At 31.8% G+C, this 19,408-nt stretch carries 15 protein-coding genes and 1 pseudogene; 8 read left to right on the top strand and 8 right to left on the bottom strand.

Annotation, left to right across the window (positions count from 1 at the left end):
* The 5 genes and pseudogenes from B3578_RS14430 to B3578_RS02070 form a co-directional block, all read right to left on the bottom strand.
* A pseudogene (locus tag B3578_RS14430) lies at positions 1-357 on the bottom strand (IS982 family transposase); the annotation flags it as partial.
* Positions 358-863: 506 nt separating this feature from the next.
* Positions 864-1,805 carry a YihY/virulence factor BrkB family protein gene (locus tag B3578_RS02085; protein ID WP_038337079.1) on the bottom strand — a complete coding sequence of 314 codons (942 nt, stop codon included), beginning with the start codon at positions 1,803-1,805 and terminating at the stop codon, positions 864-866.
* A gap of 103 nt (positions 1,806-1,908) precedes the next feature.
* On the bottom strand, positions 1,909-3,513 hold the full coding sequence (locus tag B3578_RS02080) for a pyruvate dehydrogenase complex dihydrolipoamide acetyltransferase (RefSeq protein WP_125349668.1): 1,605 nt from the start codon (positions 3,511-3,513) through the stop codon (positions 1,909-1,911).
* A 5-nt stretch (positions 3,514-3,518) separates the two neighbouring features.
* Positions 3,519-4,523, bottom strand: coding sequence for a pyruvate dehydrogenase (acetyl-transferring) E1 component subunit alpha (gene pdhA, locus B3578_RS02075; protein WP_125349669.1), 1,005 nt, complete (start codon positions 4,521-4,523; stop codon positions 3,519-3,521).
* Between the two features lie 56 nt (positions 4,524-4,579).
* Positions 4,580-5,053: a cytidine deaminase gene (locus B3578_RS02070; RefSeq protein WP_038337075.1), complete on the bottom strand. Its 474-nt coding sequence runs from the start codon at positions 5,051-5,053 to the stop codon at positions 4,580-4,582.
* A 107-nt stretch (positions 5,054-5,160) separates the two neighbouring features.
* On the opposite strand from B3578_RS02070, the gene B3578_RS02065 reads away from it, so the two are divergent.
* Positions 5,161-6,687, top strand: coding sequence for a YifB family Mg chelatase-like AAA ATPase (locus B3578_RS02065; protein ID WP_114999055.1), 1,527 nt, complete (start codon positions 5,161-5,163; stop codon positions 6,685-6,687).
* A 79-nt stretch (positions 6,688-6,766) separates the two neighbouring features.
* Here B3578_RS02065 and B3578_RS02060 read toward each other — a convergent pair whose 3' ends face one another.
* A complete protein-coding gene (locus B3578_RS02060) occupies positions 6,767-9,679 on the bottom strand; it encodes a VIT domain-containing protein (protein ID WP_291046801.1) in 2,913 nt (970 codons plus the stop codon).
* Positions 9,680-9,884: 205 nt separating this feature from the next.
* Between B3578_RS02060 and B3578_RS02055 the strand changes: the two genes are divergently transcribed.
* Positions 9,885-10,058, top strand: coding sequence for a hypothetical protein (locus B3578_RS02055; RefSeq protein WP_180905924.1), 174 nt, complete (start codon positions 9,885-9,887; stop codon positions 10,056-10,058).
* Positions 10,059-10,126: 68 nt separating this feature from the next.
* On the opposite strand, the gene B3578_RS02050 is transcribed toward B3578_RS02055, so the two are convergent.
* Positions 10,127-11,101 carry a PhoH family protein gene (locus tag B3578_RS02050; RefSeq protein ID WP_038337083.1) on the bottom strand — a complete coding sequence of 325 codons (975 nt, stop codon included), beginning with the start codon at positions 11,099-11,101 and terminating at the stop codon, positions 10,127-10,129.
* A gap of 76 nt (positions 11,102-11,177) precedes the next feature.
* Here B3578_RS02050 and B3578_RS02045 point away from each other — a divergent pair, with 76 nt between their 5' ends.
* The 5 genes from B3578_RS02045 to B3578_RS02025 all read left to right on the top strand — a co-directional run bounded on the left by B3578_RS02045 (position 11,178) and on the right by B3578_RS02025 (position 17,858).
* Positions 11,178-12,020 (top strand): SAM hydrolase/SAM-dependent halogenase family protein, encoded by an 843-nt coding sequence (locus tag B3578_RS02045; RefSeq protein ID WP_135835240.1) that lies wholly within the window; start codon positions 11,178-11,180, stop codon positions 12,018-12,020.
* Between the two features lie 40 nt (positions 12,021-12,060).
* Positions 12,061-12,606, top strand: coding sequence for a CopD family protein (locus tag B3578_RS02040; protein ID WP_038337072.1), 546 nt, complete (start codon positions 12,061-12,063; stop codon positions 12,604-12,606).
* 1 nt (position 12,607) lies between these two features.
* Complete coding sequence (locus B3578_RS02035; protein WP_180905923.1) at positions 12,608-13,336, top strand: ABC transporter permease subunit; 729 nt, start codon at positions 12,608-12,610, stop codon at positions 13,334-13,336.
* Positions 13,337-13,340: 4 nt separating this feature from the next.
* Positions 13,341-15,008 carry a gliding motility-associated ABC transporter substrate-binding protein GldG gene (gene gldG, locus B3578_RS02030; protein ID WP_291046792.1) on the top strand — a complete coding sequence of 556 codons (1,668 nt, stop codon included), beginning with the start codon at positions 13,341-13,343 and terminating at the stop codon, positions 15,006-15,008.
* Positions 15,009-15,245: 237 nt separating this feature from the next.
* A complete protein-coding gene (locus B3578_RS02025) occupies positions 15,246-17,858 on the top strand; it encodes a gliding motility-associated C-terminal domain-containing protein (RefSeq protein ID WP_286495368.1) in 2,613 nt (870 codons plus the stop codon).
* 54 nt (positions 17,859-17,912) lie between these two features.
* On the opposite strand, the gene B3578_RS02020 is transcribed toward B3578_RS02025, so the two are convergent.
* Positions 17,913-18,263, bottom strand: a complete 351-nt coding sequence (locus B3578_RS02020) for a 4Fe-4S dicluster domain-containing protein (RefSeq protein WP_114999046.1) — start codon at positions 18,261-18,263, stop codon at positions 17,913-17,915.
* A gap of 62 nt (positions 18,264-18,325) precedes the next feature.
* Between B3578_RS02020 and B3578_RS02015 the strand changes: the two genes are divergently transcribed.
* Positions 18,326-19,387: an acyl-CoA reductase gene (locus B3578_RS02015; protein ID WP_291046787.1), complete on the top strand. Its 1,062-nt coding sequence runs from the start codon at positions 18,326-18,328 to the stop codon at positions 19,385-19,387.
* Positions 19,388-19,408 lie beyond the last annotated feature (21 nt).

Raw genomic sequence — 19,408 nt, 5'->3', positions numbered from 1 at the left:
AGTGATTAATTCTTGTTATTTCACAAACTTCCAACGGCATAATATCAACGATAAAACAATTTTTAAATTCATTAAATTCTTTCGCTAATTTGAGTCGAATATTATTAATTTGCTCTGATAATCTTCGTTTTCTACGATTGTAAATACTACGCTCAATTTTACAACTTAGCGCTTTAGGAAGATTTCGAAATAAATGATTTTCACTATCAATACCCATAAATTTAGCTGTTAAGACAAGATTTATGAGTTATAAATCAAAAAGTTTAGGTCTTCTACGTTGATAAATTAAAAGTGTATCTGTGGATATTTTCGTAGAACTTATAATATTCTTTCATAATTTGTAAGTAAGTTGTTCATTGTAAATGTTTTGTGCTTAAAACAATTTACTGATTTTCAATCAAATGAACAACTTTATTATTTAGTAATCAAAATGCACAACGGGTAAAACTAATATTTTTAATCATAATTTTGATTTAAGTTTTGTAAAAAATCAGCCATATCCTCAATTCGTAATTGCAGCTTACTCCCTACTTTAAGGCAGGATGAAGGCAACATAGTGGCAGTAGAGTGTATACAATACTTTTTTTGGACGGTTGAAAGTTGACAGCAATTCGTCTAAGTTCCCGATACTAAAATCAGAGATTTTCACTCGAACTGACGAAAAGTACAATTGTTTTTCAAGAGTTTTAATTTTGTTGACAGTTCGAGTTGAAAAAAAATGGTGAATCATTACACTCGAGTTTTGTATTTTCACTGTATGAAATGATTAGGCGGTGAATATTTGCTGAATCAAACAAATAGGCAGCGGCTACTTTTGGGTTATGGGCTCGGGAGAGGTTTCGAGAAGCGAAATAAATTAGTAACTAATCTATACTTTCATAATCTTTTTTATCGAGTTGATAATCAATAAACGATACTTTTCTGAGCTTCGCATTTCGTTTTGGAATAATAGGGTAACCTTTGGCTTCGGCAAATACTTTTGTGAATTTTGCGCCGAAATATAGAATTGTTGCAACATAATAAATCCACAACAAAAGAATAACCAACGAACCTGCCGATCCAAAAATGGTAGAATATTTGGAGTTTGCGATATAAATACCAATTAAATATTTTGCAATAAAGAATAGAATCGCCGTAAAAAACGCTCCTACAAAAGCTTGTTTTGCTTTGATACGTGCATCGGGAAGAATCTTGAAGAGAATATAAAATATCAAAATCGAGATTGAAATACTCAATGTATTATTAAGAAGAATAACTGTGGTCTTCGTCATAATGGTATCGAGTTCGAAAAGACTGAAAATTTCTTCTCCAAAACTCATTAATATACTATTTAATATTACTGTTGCTATTAAAACTATTCCTAATGAAAGGATAATCAAAAATGAAAGCCCTCTATTTATTACAAATTTCAACCAAGCTCTACGAGGAACTGCTTCGACACGCCAAATAAGATTGAGACTATCTTGCATATCGGTGAACATTGTTGTAGAACCAAAAATCAAAATTCCGATACCTATATATAAAGCAAGCGAACTATCTCCTGAAATGGTAGAATTTGTAACAAAATTTTGTACAGCTAAAGCGACATCTGGACCAACAATATTTTTAAGCTCATAAAACATTCGGTTTTCGATAGCATCTTTCTTAAAGAATAAACTTGCACTGGAAATTACAATCAGAATTAATGGTGAAAGTGAAAACAATGCGTAATAAGTTAACGAAGCGCTCAATTTCATAATTCGGTCCTCACCAAATTCAACAATTGTCTGTTTTAAAATATTAAAGTAGAATTTTAGTTGCTTCATTAAATTAATTACTTTAGAGATTAAAGATACAAATTCATAAAATCTATAACAAAAAAAAGACCATTCGATGAATGGTCTTTAAAAAAATATATTAAATCTTAGCTTACACTAACATTGTAACAGGATTTTCGATGTACATTCTTAATGTTTGTAAGAATTGTGCACCTGTTGCTCCGTCTACTGTTCTGTGATCACAAGCTAAAGATAATTTCATTGTGTTACCAACTACAACTTGTCCGTCTTTTACAACTGGTTTTTGAATAATTGAACCAACTGATAGGATACAAGAGTTTGGTTGATTGATAATCGATGTGAATGATTCGATTCCAAACATACCTAAGTTTGAAACAGAGAATGTTGATTTTTCCATTTCATCTGCTTTTAATTTGCGATCTCTTGCACGACCTGCATAATCTTTGACCTCAGCAGAAATTTGAGCAAATGATTTTTGATCTGTATTTTTAACAACAGGAACCAATAAACCATCTTCTACAGCAACTGCCACACCGATATTGATATCTCCATGTTGAATAATTTCTGTATCTGTCCAAGTAGAATTAACAGCTGGATGTTTGCGTAAAGCCATTGCACATGCTTTCACAATCATATCGTTGAATGAAATTTTCGTATCAGGCACTGAGTTTAATTGTTTGCGCGCAGCAATCGCATTATCCATATCCAACTCTACATTTAAGTAATAATGAGGAGCTGTAAATTTAGATTCAGCCAAACGTTTAGCGATAACTTTTCTCATTTGAGAATTTGGAATCACTTTATCTTCTCCAGAAACAAAAGTTTGAGCTGGTTTAACTGATTCAGATTTTGCTTCCGCTTTTGGTTGAGCAGATGGTTGATAATTTTCGATATCTTTTTTCACGATACGTCCATTATCACCAGAACCTTTCACCTCTGCTAAATTAATTCCTTTATCTTTTGCAATTGTTTTTGCTAATGGCGATGCAAAAATACGATCAGAAGAAGAAGTTTCTTCAACCTTATTATTTACATCTAATTGTACAACTACTGGTTTTTCGTCATCAACAACTTCTGTAGAAACTGCTGGTGCAGCAACTTTACCTCCGTTTGCTACAATTGCAGAAACGTCAGTACCAGCTTCACCAATAATTGCTAAAACAGAATCTACTGGTGCAGGCTCGTTCACTTTAGCTCCTTGATATAATAAAACACCATCAAATTCTGATTCGAATTCTTGCACTGCTTTATCTGTTTCAATTTCTGCTAAAATATCACCTTCCGCAACTTGATCTCCAACATTTTTGTGCCAAACAACTACAGTTCCTTCTTCCATTGTATCAGAAAGACGAGGCATTGTAATTACTTCCACATTTGCAGGAATTTCTGCAACAGGTTTTGCTTCTTCTGTTTTTGTTTCGCTGGGAGTTGATTTTTCTTCTTTAACTTCAGTCGTAACTTTTGCTCCACCCCCGATTAAACCTGAAATATCTTCTCCTTCATTTCCGATGATTGCTAAAACTTCATCAACATTTGTTGACACTCCTTCTGCAACACCTTGATATAATAATACTCCATCAAATTCTGATTCGAATTCTTGGATTGCTTTATCTGTTTCGATTTCTGCTAAGATATCACCCTCAGCAATTTTATCTCCTACATTTTTGTGCCATTTTACAACAGTTCCTTCTTCCATTGTATCGCTTAAGCGAGGCATTGTAATAATTTCTGCCATGGTTTTTAGTTGTTTTCGATTTTATCTAAGAATGGATAATTTTCTTCTGAATAGATATAATCATACATTACGTGTTCTTCTGGATAGTTAGAGTTTTCTGCAAATTCTGCACATTCTTCTACCATCACTTTTACTTCATCAATAATTGCATCTAATTGTTCTTTAGTTGCCCAATTGTTTACTAAGATATGATTCTCAACATTCAAGATTGGATCTTCTTGTTTGTACTCTTCCACCTCTTCTTTTGTACGATAAGGCTCAGCATCAGACATAGAGTGACCTCTATAACGATATGTACGTACATCTAAGAAAGTTGGTCCATCTCCACGACGCGCTCTTTCAATAGCTTCGTAAGCTGCTTCTGCAACTTTTACAGGATCCATACCATCTACAGGCATACAAGGCATTTCGTATCCTAAACCTAATTTCCAAATATCTTCGTGGTTAGCAGTACGAGAAACAGAAGTTCCCATAGCGTATTGATTGTTTTCGCAAACAAAAACAACTGGTAATTTCCAGTTCATCGCCATGTTAAATGTTTCATGTAATGTACCTTGACGAGTTGCGCCATCTCCCATTAAACAGATTGTAACACCATCGCGATTAAAGAATTTATCACCAAAAGCGATTCCTGCTCCTAATGGAATTTGCCCACCAACGATTCCGTGTCCACCATAAAAATTATGCTCTTTACTGAAAACGTGCATAGATCCTCCTAAACCATGAGAAGTTCCTGTTTCTTTACCACATAATTCAGCCAAAATACGTTTTGGGTCTACACCCAAAGCCATAGGCCAAACGTGACAACGATAAGCAGTAATCACATGATCTACACCAGGTTTCATTGCATGAATAAAACCGGCTGGTAAAGCTTCTTGACCATTGTATAAATGTAAGAAACCTCTAATTTTTTGCTTTAAATATAATGAACGACACTTATCTTCGAAGCGACGCCAAAAAGTCATATCACGATACCATTGTAGGTACGTTTCTTGCGTTAATTTTTCCATAATTGCACAATTCCGTTGGAACAAATTTAAACTAATCTATTTAGTGTACAAAATTGCTACCCTAAAAATTCGTCAGTAAAATGTAATGGAAGCAAATCTTTAGCAGAATTTATCACCAAAACATCACCTTCTTTTCCAGATAAAATAATTTCGATTGGTTGCGATTGTTTCTTTTCAATCTCTAAAATATATTGTCGACACATCCCGCATGGAGGCAATGGATAATTGACATTTGGCGTAGAAACAGCCAATTTTTCAATCTTAATATTTGGGAAGTTTGCATTTACATAAGCCAATAAACCTCTTTCGGCACAAGTTCCGACTGGATACGAAGCATTTTCTTGATTTGAACTCGAAAAAATTTCTCCATTTTCTAATTGAACAGATGCACCAACATTGAAATTAGAATAAGGCGCATATGCATTCAACGAAATATCATAAGCCTCTTCTACTACTTTTTTTTGTTCTGCTGCAAGCTCAGATTTACTCTCGAATCGTTCAAATTCAAAAGAATATTTTTCTTTTTTCATATAGAATTTACACCAAAGTGTATTATTTAATTAATTATTAAATACTTAAATCCTCTCAGCTATTTTATTCAATAGAAAAAGGAAGTAAATTTATAAAAAAATATTTTATGTTAGTGAAAATTTTTGCAAGTGCTATTTTCGGAGTTTCCGCAAAAACAATTATTGTGGAAGTTAATATTGATCAAGGTGTCGGGTATCATTTGGTTGGTTTGCCCGATAGCGCAATAAAAGAAAGTAATTTTAGGATAAATGCTGCACTAAAAAATTCTAATTTGAAATTACCTGGTAAAAAAATCACGATTAATATGGCGCCAGCAGATTTACAAAAAGAAGGTTCTGCCTATGATTTACCAATCGCAATTGGAATTTTAGCAGCTTCGGAGCAAGTAAATTCTGAACAACTCCATAAATTTATAATGATGGGCGAATTATCGCTAGATGGTTCACTTCGACCTATAAAAGGTGCATTGCCGATTGCAATACAAGCAAAAGAAGAAGGTTTCGAAGGAATTATTTTACCCAAACAAAATGCAGACGAAGCAGCTGTTGTAGAAGGAATCGATGTTTTTGCGGTTAATAACATCAGAGAAGTTGTTGATTATTTTAACGAAGAAATCATTTTACAACCTCATCAAGTTAATTTAGATGATTATTTTTTTAGTGAAATGAATAATTATCCTTTCGATTTTGCTGATGTAAAAGGTCAAGAAAATGTAAAACGTGCGATGGAAATCGCTGCTGCAGGAGGACATAACATTATTTTGATCGGTCCTCCAGGAAGTGGAAAAACAATGTTAGCCAAACGAATTGCTTCAATTCTTCCGAAAATGACCGTACAAGAAGCGCTCGAAACAACAAAAATTCATAGCGTTGCTGGAAAATTATCTAACAAATCATTAATTGTAAGTCGTCCTTTTTCTAGTCCACATCATTCTATATCGGATGTCGCCTTAGTCGGCGGTGGTTCTTATCCACAACCTGGAGAAATTTCTTTGGCGCATAATGGTGTTTTGTTTTTGGATGAATTACCCGAATTTAAGCGAACTGTTTTAGAAGTTATGCGTCAACCTTTGGAAGATCGAGAAGTCACAATTTCGAGGGCAAAATTCACTGTGAATTATCCTGCGAGTTTTATGTTAGTAGCTTCTATGAATCCAAGTCCGAGCGGTTATTTTATGGATGATCCAAACAACACTTCCTCTTTAGCGGAAATGCAACGTTATATGAATAAAATTTCTGGACCACTTTTGGACCGAATTGATTTACATATCGAAGTGAATCCTGTTCCGTTTGATGATTTGTCGCAAGAACGTCGTGGCGAAAAAAGTGCTGTGATTCGTGAACGTGTCATTAATGCAAGAAATATCCAGACCAAACGATTTGAAAATACAAAAGTCCATTACAACTCGCAAATGGGACCAAAAGAGTTGGATACTTTTTGTGATTTAGATGATCATTCGAAGCATTTAATCAAAGTTGTTATGGAAAAATTAAATCTTTCTGCTCGTGCGTATGATCGAATTATTAGGGTTGGACGAACAATTGCAGATTTAGATAATTCTGAAACTATTCTTTCAAAACATATTAGTGAAGCTATTCAGTATAGAAGTTTGGATCGAAATCAGTGGATGTGAGTTTAATTATTAATGATGAATGATGAATTATGCGTTATGCAAAAAAAAGGAATCTCTTTCAAGATTCCTTTTCCATTTACTAAAATTCAAATTCACCAACCAAAATTCCTTCGCCGCCAGAATTTGGCTTGTTATTCTGGAAAGTAATCATTTTCTTCACTTGTTTTCCTGAGCTATACATCAAGTAAATCTCTGCCGAAATAGTTGTTGGCCCTGAAATACTCATTTGTCTTTCTCCGAAAAAATTCGTTTCTATTTTATATTTTCCTTTGATCGCTTTTTTTAACATAAATTGTTCTGGTCCGAAACCTTGCGTCACATCCTCACTCATTCGTCCACCAATCGCAGTTGTACGATGTCCGTAAAAACATTTCTCGCCATTTGGATCCGTCACCCACAAATCAATATCGGTCATATCTTTATTCCAATTCATCACCACACGAATATCAACCGGAATATCAACAATGATATCTTTATTAATTTTCGATAAATTCAATTCTTTTCGATGAAGCGAAATCAAATTATTAACTTCAGGAACAATAATCTCCGTAATATCTCGATCACGATTAGCAATTTCTATCGAATAATCGTTGGTCAATACTTTATATAAATGCTCTAAAGCCGATTGATATTGCTCATTATCTTGTAACGACAACGCATAATCTCTATAACTTTGCGCATCAAAAGGTCGCCAATCTAATACTTTTTTCGTGATAAATAATTCTGTTTGATACTCCTCAATTTCTTTCAATTTGTACGCTAACATTTTATACAATTCAGCATCTTCCAAACCTAAATCTGCAATCGAGCTTAAAATTTTAAGACCAGTTTCTTTTTCTTTTTTCTGAAAGAAAAATGTTGCCACATCAAAATAATACGCAGGTGTTTCGGCATAATCTTTTCTCAAATCTAAATAAGTTTGATATGGATTTTTAGACGCTTCTATCAACTTCATGTATTGTTTATCCGATTTTACATTGACTATTTTAATTTCTGGAACCGAAGCTGATGATTCATCCTTCATTTTTTTATCAACAGAATTATTCAAACTTGACGCTCCTCTAATTCTCATATTAGATGTTGTAGTTGGACTTCCTTCAGTTCTAACTTCCATTGCAGCCATAGCTCTTGGTTCTGGCATTACCATATTCACTTGCGCAGTCTCTTCTAAATAAGTTATAGAATCCGTAACAGGCTTTGGATATTTTGGTTTTACATATTTAAAATCTTTCTTCCACCACTCTTTCAATTCCTTTGCTTTCACAATTGCATTTTTCAACAAATCAGCTTTTCGAGTTTCTTTTTGTTCAAAACCTTGTTTCGATAATTTATTAAATTCATTTTGCAATTCCGCTGGTGGATTGATTTTATACTTTACATAATCCGAAACATTTTCCAAAACAATCAAACTTGTATTCGATGTTACAATCGAAAATTGTTTCCCAATTTCTTCAATTTCAGTTTTATTTTGCTCTGGATTCAATTCCAAATAATTCACTTTGCTTTGCGCCCAAATTTTACTAATTTCAAGATTTTGAGTTGATTTACTCAAATCCAATTCTTTGTTGAATTCCACTTTTCCATTTCGTCCAAACATCATCGTTAATTTTGCATTTGGATACTGAGAAATTCCCGCAATCGAAATTCCATTGTTCACATCATTTGTCGAAATTGGATAAACTTCTCCTGCTGTATTATTGATAATTCCTAAGAATTGAACCGAACTTTCATTGATTTGTTTGAACGCATTTTCTACAGAATTTTCATTTAGATTGATAAATTTTCCACCAGCTTTTTGCGCAATCATTTTCAAAACACCATAATTAGAAGTCGGCGAAGACGCAATTGTATAGAAAGATTTATCGATATTAAAAATATTCGAGCCAAAAGATGAAATTCCATCAGAAAACAAAAGATATTCGTCTGCTTTCAGATTTGTTGGAAGAATTTTTGCATAATTTGTTCCTCCATCATATGTCACATTTTCCAAATATTTTTTCAATTCAGACCAATCACCATTTTTAATTTGAAACAATCTCGATTTTTCCAAAGAAATATTCAACAACGAAACTTCAATATTTAGATTTTTTTGTTGAGAAATAATTTTATCTAAAAATTCTAATTCTTTTTGATGATTTCGTTTCAAACCACTTAACGAATTATCCCAAATTATTCCGATATTTTTTGACCAAACTTTTGGTTGAGATTTTGCATCAACCAATAAATTCGCATAAAAATAAACCGAACCATCTACATTTTTCTGAACAAAAGATTCTACATTATTCGGCGATTTTGGAAGATTAATAATTAATGATTTTTTAGGTGTAAAATCTGTTTTCGACAAATTTGCTTCATATATATTACTATTTTCAGAAAAATTGAACGAGCCATCTGGCGTTTCAATTAATTGCGGTTTTTCAGCAGCATTGTACACTTTTGTTGTCAAATTAAACTTCGCAATCTTCTTCGAAGAATCTAATGGCAAATGATATTGATACGACGATTTATCCAATTTCAATTCTTGGTAATATGACAACTGAATCGTACGCGAACCTTTTGCTGGAATCGGAGAAATTCGAGTTCGGAAATTATTTCCTTCTACTTTTTCGATAATTCCAGGATCGACATTTTGCTTCTGAATACTTTCAAAAACCTCAACCGCACGCGCTTTTGTAACGGGAACTGCATTTCGCAATTTTCCATTAATATCAATTGCATATCCATTAACCGTCGTGTTTTCGGGCAAAGGAAAAACTAAATTCCCTTCGAGATTTCGACTTGACGAATTCATAAAAACTAAAGTTGTTGTCGTTTTGGCTAAATTTCCAAAAATCTCAATTTGTACATCCATCGATTGCAAACTCACAGAATTTTCGTCTGGGCGTTCACCGATTTCGATACGCGGAAATCCGATTCGAATATCTTGCGCATTTATTTTTGTAGAAAAAAACATTCCAACAAAAACGAAGAAAAAAGAAAATAACTTTTTCATATTGTTTGATTTGTAAGTTAGATGCAACAAATTACAAAAAGGTTGGTTGATGTGAAAAAGTTTTAAGTGTTGAGTTGTTAGTTATAAGTTTATTTTAGATTTCCCCTTTTGTTGGAATGACATTTACTTGATTTTAGAATTGAATATTTTTTACAAAAATTAGAAATAAATCATTATATTTGATTGAATTACAATTTATAATAAAATGAAAAACATATTATATATAACGGGATTAGTTTTAATATTAACTTCAATTTTATTAATCTTAGAATTTTCTGATTCTAATAGAATGAGCTTAATTGCAGGAATGATTTTGCCAATAGGATTAGCGTTTAACATTTTAGGTTTTACTTTAAAAACTAATCCACTAAAAGAATAAATTTAATATTCTGCCATAAATATTAAATCGAAAAGCCAATTGCTCTTAGAAACAATTGGCTTTTTGATTTACTTTTTTATATCTATTTTCTCTCGCTCTTTATCTTCACTCACTTTGTAAGCTTTCAAGACTTCGCGAACAATCTTGTGTCGAACAACATCTTTATCATCCAAATAAATAAATCCGATATCTTTTACATCTTTCAATATATTAATCGCTTCACGTAAACCAGATTTTTGTTTTGGTGGTAAATCGACCTGACCAGGATCTCCTGTGATAATAAATTTAGAATTTTTTCCCATACGCGTCAAAAACATTTTCATCTGGGCATACGTTGTATTTTGTGCTTCATCAAGAATTACAAAAGCTCCGTCCAACGTTCGACCACGCATAAATGCTAAAGGCGCAACTTCTATCACTCCTTTTTCTGTATAAGACGAAAGCTTCTCGAACGGAATCATATCTTTCAACGCATCGTACAAAGGTTGTAAATATGGATCTAATTTATCTTTCATATCACCTGGTAAAAAACCTAAATTTTCTCCAGCTTCTACAGCAGGACGCGTCATAATAATTCGGCGAACTTCTTTGTTCTTCAACGCTTGTACCGCCAATGCAACAGCCGTATAGGTTTTTCCCGTACCAGCAGGTCCAATTGCAAAGACCATATCTTTGTTGTAAACAGTTTGTACCAGCTTTTGTTGATTAGGCGTTTGAGGTTTGATGATTTTACCATTTACACCGTGTACAATAATTTCGTCTTCTTTTTTCATTTGAAGCATTTCATTATTATCTTCGGTCATAATGATTTCGAGTTCGCGATCAGATAGTCGATTGTATTTGTGAATATGCTGAATTACTCTTTGCATTTTTTGGTCAAATACTTTCAGAACATCTTCATTTCCAAATACTGTCAACTCTCTTCCGCGAGCAACAATCTTTAATTTTGGATAATATTCTTTGATTCTTTTTAGATGTTCATTATTAGCACCATAAAAATCTTGAGCATTAATTTCGGCTAATTCAATATTAATTTCTGTCAAATGAGATTGTTTTTTTGGTTCACTTACACAAAAATAAAGAATAATAAACAATATATTTGCTAATTATTAGAGAATAGTGGCAATTATTACATTAACATCGGATTTTGGAGTCAAAGATTACTTTGTTTCTAGCGTTAAAGGCGCAATTCTAAAGGAATTGGCCGATGTTACAATTGTAGATATTTCGCATCATGTTAATCCTTATGATTTATCTGAAGCTGCCTATATCATTCGTAATTCTTACGAAGAATTTCCTGAAGGAACTATACATATTATTGGGATTAATGCCTTAAGTACGCCTTATCAAAAGCCAATTTGTGCATTAATCAATCATCATTATTTTATTTGTGCAGATAATGGAATTTTATCCTTGATTTGTCAAAAAAATCAACCAGAAGAAATTTACGAAATCACTGCTTATCCAGAAGGAATAGACAGTCTATTTCCAATGAAAAATTGTTTTGTGCCAGTTGCATGTCACTTGGCGCGTGGCGGAGTTCCGGCTCTTTTAGGGAACAAACGTACAGAAATGAAACAATTGAATGAGTTGAAACCAATTTATCGCGATGATAAATATATCATAGGAAATGTGATTTATATTGATCATTTTGGGAATGTTGTAAGTAATATTTCAAAAGATTTTTTCGATGAAATTGCACAAGACAGAAAATATAAAATTTTGCTTCGTCAAAAAGATTTCTCGATGACCGATATTACTGTTATTTATGAGCATTACAACGAAGTTGTACAAGATTTTAACAAAGAAGTGCAAGCTTTTGGGCGAACATTGTGTTTGTTTAATTCGGCAGGATTCTTAGAAGTTACTTTATACAAAAGTAATCCAACGATATCAGGAGGTGCGAATCAGTTAATGGGATTGAAGAAAAACGATACAATTACAATTGAATTTGAAAATTAACGCTGAGAAAATTTAGTATTAGAGAGTTTACAATAACTATATGACTTATAATTATTTAATATACAAAGCAATACACGTTATCTTCGTGGTAAGTTACTTTGCTGGTTTATTTTACATTGTTCGTTTAATGATTTATCATACAGAAACGCAACAAATGGAAGAACCAAAAAAATCAATTTTGCAGGATCAATATACCTACATGGAGAAAAAATTATGGAATGTAATTACCGCTCCTGCTTTGGTTATTTTGATTACAATGGGATTGAATATGCTTTACAAAAATCAAGGTTTGCTGCATATGCCTTGGATGAAAAGTAAATTGGGAATGATAAGTGTTTTATTAATTTATCATTTTTGGTGCTGGCGAACGTTGAAACAAATTCAAAATAAAGTTTTCAAATACACTTCTGTTCAACTGCGAATGATGAACGAATTGGCAACAATTTTATTATTTGTTATCGTGTTTGCTGTGATTCAAAAAACAGATTTTGGTCGAGATTGGTATTGGTCAATTGTCAGTTTCTTTGGTTGTGGTATACTACTTATGCTTATTGTACGTTTAATTAATCGTAATAATAAAAAATAACATGTGGACGATCTTCAAAAAAGAGTTTTCCAATTTTTATTTAGGCTTCACCGCCTATTTAGCAACCGCGACATTTGTTATCGTTTCGGTTTTGTTCCTTTGGTTTTTTGATAACGAATTCAATGTTTTCAATACGGGAAATGCAACTTTAAATAGTTTTTTCTTTGTCGGACCTTGGATTTTTCTATTCATGATTCCAGCTTTAACGATGAAATTAATCGCGGAAGAGCAAGCAAACGGCACATTATTGTGGTTATTTACACTACCTATAAAAAATAACCAAATTATTTGGGGCAAATATTTAGCAGTCGTTTCAGTTGTCGTTTTTTGTCTGCTTTCAACTTTCTTGTTCATCATTACGTTGCAAGAATTTTTGATGCCTGAACAAGAATTAGATTACGGAACAATTTTTTCTGGCTATTTAGGACTTTTCTTTTTAGGAAACTTATTCGCCGCAATTGGTTTATTTACCTCTTCTATTACCAAGAATCAAGTAATGGCTTATGTTTTGGCGGTTTTCTTTTGCTTCATTATTTTTTATGGATTCGAAAGTTTAGCGTCTTATAATTTACTTGGTTCGATGGATTTCTATGTTCAAAAAATTGGAAGTTTTACACATTACAACCAGTTTTTGAAAGGAATTATTGACACACGAGATTTACTTTACTTTTTGATTTTGATTGGAATTTTAAATCAAATTTCAATCGTTAATCTTGAAAATAAAAAATAGTGCCATGAAAAAATTAAACAAAAAACATCTAATTACTTTCATCGCATTTATCGCGCTTTTTATCATCGCTCAATTTGTTTACACACGAATTGACATGACGAAAGACAAACGTTTTACGTTAACTTCTACAACAGAAAAGTTAGTAGAAAATGTAAAACAACCGCTTAAAATTGAAATTCTTTTGGGTGGAGATTTAACGGGCGATTACAGAATTTTGAAAAACGAAATTCAGTTTTTATTAGACGAACTTCGCGAAAAAAATAGCAATATTTCTTATTCTTTTATTGATCCTGTCGATTTAGGACAAGCCGAATTAGAGCAAAATAAATTGACTCCAGTTCCGATTAAAACCGACAAAGGAATTTTGAATGTTTATCCGTACGCAAAATTAACTTACGGCGACAAATCGACTTATATGGAGGTTTTGGTCAATGACCCTTCTACTCCATTTGATAAATTAGCGTTGGCTTCAACAGAAAAATTAGAATATTTATTTGCCGAAAAAATTCAGAAAGCAACCAATTTTGAGCGCAAAAGAGTTGGTTTTATCGTTCATCATGACGAATTACCAGAAGCTAATATTCAAGGATTAGGTTCTGCTTTGTCAGAAAAATATGATGTTGAGATCTACCTTAATCCAATTGCAAACAAATCGTTTACTTTACAACCTTCTGATTTGGATAGTTTGAAACGTTTTGATGCGTTAATTATCGCAAAACCTACATTACCTTTTTCTGATATGGATAAATTGGTTTTGGATCAATATATCATGAATGGTGGAAAAATGATGATGGCTGTGGAAACTGTCGATGCTGAAATGGATTCTATTTTCCGAAGTGGAAAAATCGTTGCTTTTCCAAGAGATTTGAAGTTAAATGATTTCTTATTCAATTATGGTGTTCGCATTCATCCGGCTGTTATAAAGGATATGAATGGGGCGCAAATTGTTTTGGCTGATGGTGAAACGGCAGGAAATACAAGTTACAATTATTACAATTGGCCTTATTTTGAGTTAGGAATTAAAGGAGAAGAAAACCCAATTACAAGTTCAATCGATCCTGTTTTATTCCAATTTGCAAATCCAATCGAATTACTAAAAAATCCAAATATTAAGCAAACGGTTTTATTGAGTTCTTCTGAACAATCAAGTTTGAAACCTGCTTTAAATTATATTCAATTAAACGAAGTTGAAATCGAGAATCCTGAAGAATATAAAATGGGAAAAATTCCGATGACAGTTTTGTTAGAAGGTAATTTCAATTCGGCTTATGCTTCGCGTTACGAACGTAAAGAATTTCCGAATTTCAAACCGAAAACTACTGACGGAAAAATGATCGTTATTTCGGACGGAGATGTTTTGAAAAATGCTTTGTGGAGAGGAATTCCGATGCAATTAGGAGAAAATAAATTTTCGGTTCGTCCAGATAATCCAGACGGAAAACCGAAAACATACGCCAACCAAACATTTGTAATGAATGCGATGGATTATTTATTAGGTGATTCTGATTTCTTGGCTCTACGTAATCGTAAATTAGAGATTCCTTTGTTGAGCGAAACAACTGTTTTACAAGAAAAATCTACTTGGCAAATGATTAATCTACTTGTTCCAACTGCTATTATTGCTTTATTAGCTGGAATTGGATTTTGGATTAGAAAGAAAAGATATTCTTAAAAAAACGAATTTCGAAGCTCGAGTTTAGAAATTAATAAAATGCAATAGGGATTGAAGTGGAAATCCTTTTTTGATAACTAAACGAAGTCGAAGTTTGAGAAAAAGATTGCAACGAAAAGCCCGCCCGAAGGGATTGCCCAAAATTAAAAAAACCTCAAGTAAATAACTTGAGTTTTTTTTAGTTTTAAATAAAAGAATTACCTATTTTTAATTCACACTAATATGAATTAAAATTTAATGAACAATCTATATAAATTTATTTTAACCTTATTACTAACCTTTACAATTCCTATTTTATTATATAGTCAAATTCACGTAAAAGAAACTTCTACTGGAAATGGCTCTGGAGCTAATTGGAATAATGCTATCTCATATGAAAATTTAACTAATAACATAAATTCAATAACTAATAGAAATACAAACATTTCAATAAAATTATATCAAGGTAATTTCTCTGCTAGGAATGTTATTGATTTTCGCGGTTTTTTTAAAGTTGAAATAACAGGTGGTTATATATATGAAATTGATCCAGAAACAGGTGGTTGGTTAGAAAGAACTGGTAATGAAACAACATCGGTTATTAATGGTCAAAATGCAACAAAGCTGTTTAAGTTTGAAAATAATTTAGAAGTAACATTAAAAAATTTCACTTCTAAAAATGCTAATTCTACATCATTAACAGAAAAAGGTTCTTCTGCTTCTTTTATTAATTCTCCTAATCTAACATTGAATTTAGAAAATATTATTTTTGCAGAAAACAATTTATCTAATACAAGCTCAGTTTATATAAATAATATAAATGAAATAAAAACCGATTTTGTCCAATTTAATGACAACAGGGCTATAAACAATTCTACAAATAATGGTAGTGCTTTTTATATAGAAAATGTAAATAAAGTAACTTTAGAAAATACCACTTTTAAAAATAATTCTTCATCTTCAAATGGTGCTGCTTTATATTTGAAAAATCTTGATAATGTAAAAATTGAACAAATTGTTGGTAATAATACTTCGAGTACTGATGTTTATAATTTTGAAAATAATATAAGTTTAGAAAATGGTGGAGCTATCTATAATAATAATAGTAATCTAACTTTAACTGCTATTTATTTCAAAGAAAATGAAAGTAGAAAAAATGGTGGAGCTATTTATAGCACACCAAACTCTAAAAACTATCTAAATAGAATTCATTTCATTGGAAATAAAGCAATAATTGGTGGAGCTATTTATAATGAAAGTAATTCAGATTTTAAAATTATTAGCTCTTTATTCTATAATAACAGAGCGTCTAATTATGCTGGTGCTATATTTAACAAAAAAAATCTTCTGATTACTAATGCAACTATTGTAAATAATTCTAACTCTGCTATCGTATATGCTCAAAATTCTAAAAATATCATCTATAATAGTATTTTCTATATAAATGGGAGAACAGGCAACTTAAATAAAGACATTTCTTCTGAAATATTAAATGATAATTCAGCTACAAATGATATCCAAAATAATATTGTAGAGGATTACTCTACCGCAAATAACATTAGAGGAAATCCTAAATTTGTAAATGACAATTCTGATTTTACTCTACAAATTTCTAGTCCAGCTTTCAATACAGGAAGTGAACGTTTATTTCAACAAATCGCAGGAGGTGCTACTTCTCTTTTTCATGATATTGACAAAAGAAATAGATATTATGGATTATCTGTAGATATGGGTGCTTATGAATTAACTTTTGATATCAATACACTTTTTCCTGATTGTCCAAATATTATATCTCCATATGATAATGAAGAAAATGTTATTTTGAAACCTAGTCTTAAATGGGAAAAAATAAATAATGCTAATCAATATAATTTAATAATTCAAGAAGATAATCAGAGTGATCCAACAATTCAAACTGATGTTTTAGATAATTCCACACCAAGCAATAATACTATTACATTTTCTCAAATAGCAAACGATTTAACACCCAACACTTGGTATAATGTAAAAATACACCCAGAAAATACATTAATAGGAATGAAACGTGAAACTTGTCCTGTTTTTAGATTTAAAACAATGGATGTACCTACCATTCCAAATTGTACAACAGCAACATTACCTGCAAATGGAGAATCAAATGTTTCATTAAATCCGACAATTAAATGGAATAAAATCGCAAATGCCACTTCCTATCAATTAATCATTGGAACATCCCAAAATGGAAATGATATTTTGGAAATAAATTTAGGTAACGTTGATACATATACTATTTCTACTTCATTATCTTATAATATGACTTATTATGTAAGAGTAATAGCAATTAATAATATTGGTCCTGCAATATCTTGTTCTAATATTTCATTTACTACTTTACTACCTCCTGATCCGTGTGAAAAAGTTAAACTATCATTAAAAATTACAAAAAATGAAGTTACAGTAAATGTTACTAATGCTAATCAACCTATTAAATACCGAATAGATAATGGACAATGGACGACATCCAACACATTTACTGATGTTTCTAAAGGCTTACATAAAATCGAAATACAAACTGCTGAAGGTTGTATTAAAGAGATATTATTTGAAATCCCCAATTTTTATAATTTCATCTCGCCAAACAATGATGGAAAAAATGACGAAATTGATTTTTCATTCCTTAAATTAAAAGAAAAATCTTCTGTTTTAATCGTTGATCGTTTCGGAAAAACTGTATTCAAAGACAATGGAGAAAATAATTTTATTTGGAAAGGAAAACAAGCCAACGGAATGAACTTACCAACAGATACTTATTGGTATTATTTAGAATGGAATGAACTAAATTCTGAAACAAAAAACAAATTACAAGGCTGGATTTTACTCAAAAATAAATAACAAAAAAAACCTCTCAAATTCTGAGAGGTTTTTATATGTAAAGTTGTGACGATTTTACTCTAAGTGCATAAACGCTTTTTTACTCAAAAGGCGCTCCTCGCTTTCTACGTGGTTATCATCAGGCACACAACAATCCACCGGACAAACTGCCGCACATTGTGGTTCTTCGTGGAAACCTTTACATTCAGTACATTTATCGGGAACAATGTAATAAACCTCATCACTCACAGGATCTTGCACCGCATCAGCGTCAAAAGTTGCGCCGTCTACGTTTACAATTGTCCCGCTAAGAGAAGTTCCATCAGAATATTTCCAATCTACCGCAGCTTCATAAATCGCGTTATTTGGACATTCTGGCTCACAAGCTCCACAATTTATACATTCATCTGTAATAATTATAGCCATTGTATCTGTTTTTTTATTTCCTACATTTGCAACTACAAAATTACATTTAATTTTCAGAAAAAATGACATTTGAACAAAGGATTTCAGCATTTAACGAATTGGGGCAGTTTTTTAATTTTATTATAAATAATGATTCAATTAAAGACGCGGAACTGACAGAAAAATTCGTAAATTGGAAAGAAGAAGCTGAATATGCGGTGAGCGATGCAGAAGCCTACAACAATTGGTTTACAAAAGATAATATTACGTTAGCCTTGAAAAGTTGGGCAGAAGCTTTAACGGAAGAAAATTTATTGGCTTGGACGAAAGATTATCCATTTGCTGAAACATCAAAAAATGTTGGAATTATCATGGCAGGAAATTTACCTTTGGTTGGTTTTCATGATTTGCTTTCTGTTGTTATTTCTGGAAATAATGCCTTGATTAAAACTTCGTCTAAAGATGATAAATTAATCAAATTAGCGATAAAATATTTGTATTCGATTGATGAAAATTTCAAATTGATTATTCAAACTGTTGAACAATTAGAAAATTATGATGCAGTTATTGCAACTGGAAGCAATAACACAGCACGCTATTTTGAGCAATATTTTGGTAAAGTTCCTAACATTATTCGTAAAAATAGAACTTCGGTTGCTGTATTAAATGGTTCGGAAACTGATGAAGAGTTGAAAAAATTGGGTAACGACTTATTTATTTATTTTGGATTAGGTTGCCGAAATGTAACGAAACTTTATGTAAAAGATAAAGCCCAATTACCAAAAATATTCGAAGCTATTTTTTCATGGGGCGATGTGATTAATCATCCTAAATACGCAAATAATTACGATTATAATCGTGCAATATTTTTATTAGGAAAAGATGAGTTTTTAGACAATAATTTTGTTCTAATGAAAAAAGATACAGCTTTACATTCTCCAATTGCAGTTGTAAATTTTGAAGTTTATAAAGATATAAATGATGTTAAAAATTATTTGATCGAAAATGAAGATCAAATACAATGTGTGGTTGGAAATGACATGAAAGATAATCCGAATTATGTTGAATTTGGGCAAACTCAATTTCCTAAATTAACTGATTACGCCGATAATATTGATACGCTGAAATTTTTGGCGGAGTTATAAATGTTAGATGTTAGATGTTAG

The sequence above is a fragment of the Empedobacter sp. UBA1574 genome (genome assembly GCF_002322895.1).
Classification (GTDB): domain Bacteria; phylum Bacteroidota; class Bacteroidia; order Flavobacteriales; family Weeksellaceae; genus Empedobacter; species Empedobacter falsenii_B.
The sequence above is the reverse complement of the archived record's forward strand: the minus strand, read 5'-3'. Positions and strand labels throughout refer to the sequence as shown.

Coding starts and splice junctions, on each gene's coding strand:
- B3578_RS02085 (WP_038337079.1), bottom strand. CDS start 1,805: ATGAAGCAACTAAAATTCTACTTTAATATTTTAAAACAGACAATTGTT.
- B3578_RS02080 (WP_125349668.1), bottom strand. CDS start 3,513: ATGGCAGAAATTATTACAATGCCTCGCTTAAGCGATACAATGGAAGAA.
- pdhA (WP_125349669.1), bottom strand. CDS start 4,523: ATGGAAAAATTAACGCAAGAAACGTACCTACAATGGTATCGTGATATG.
- B3578_RS02070 (WP_038337075.1), bottom strand. CDS start 5,053: ATGAAAAAAGAAAAATATTCTTTTGAATTTGAACGATTCGAGAGTAAA.
- B3578_RS02065 (WP_114999055.1), top strand. CDS start 5,161: ATGTTAGTGAAAATTTTTGCAAGTGCTATTTTCGGAGTTTCCGCAAAA.
- B3578_RS02060 (WP_291046801.1), bottom strand. CDS start 9,679: ATGAAAAAGTTATTTTCTTTTTTCTTCGTTTTTGTTGGAATGTTTTTT.
- B3578_RS02055 (WP_180905924.1), top strand. CDS start 9,885: ATGAAAAACATATTATATATAACGGGATTAGTTTTAATATTAACTTCA.
- B3578_RS02040 (WP_038337072.1), top strand. CDS start 12,061: ATGACTTATAATTATTTAATATACAAAGCAATACACGTTATCTTCGTG.
- B3578_RS02035 (WP_180905923.1), top strand. CDS start 12,608: ATGTGGACGATCTTCAAAAAAGAGTTTTCCAATTTTTATTTAGGCTTC.
- gldG (WP_291046792.1), top strand. CDS start 13,341: ATGAAAAAATTAAACAAAAAACATCTAATTACTTTCATCGCATTTATC.
- B3578_RS02025 (WP_286495368.1), top strand. CDS start 15,246: ATGAACAATCTATATAAATTTATTTTAACCTTATTACTAACCTTTACA.
- B3578_RS02020 (WP_114999046.1), bottom strand. CDS start 18,263: ATGGCTATAATTATTACAGATGAATGTATAAATTGTGGAGCTTGTGAG.
- B3578_RS02015 (WP_291046787.1), top strand. CDS start 18,326: ATGACATTTGAACAAAGGATTTCAGCATTTAACGAATTGGGGCAGTTT.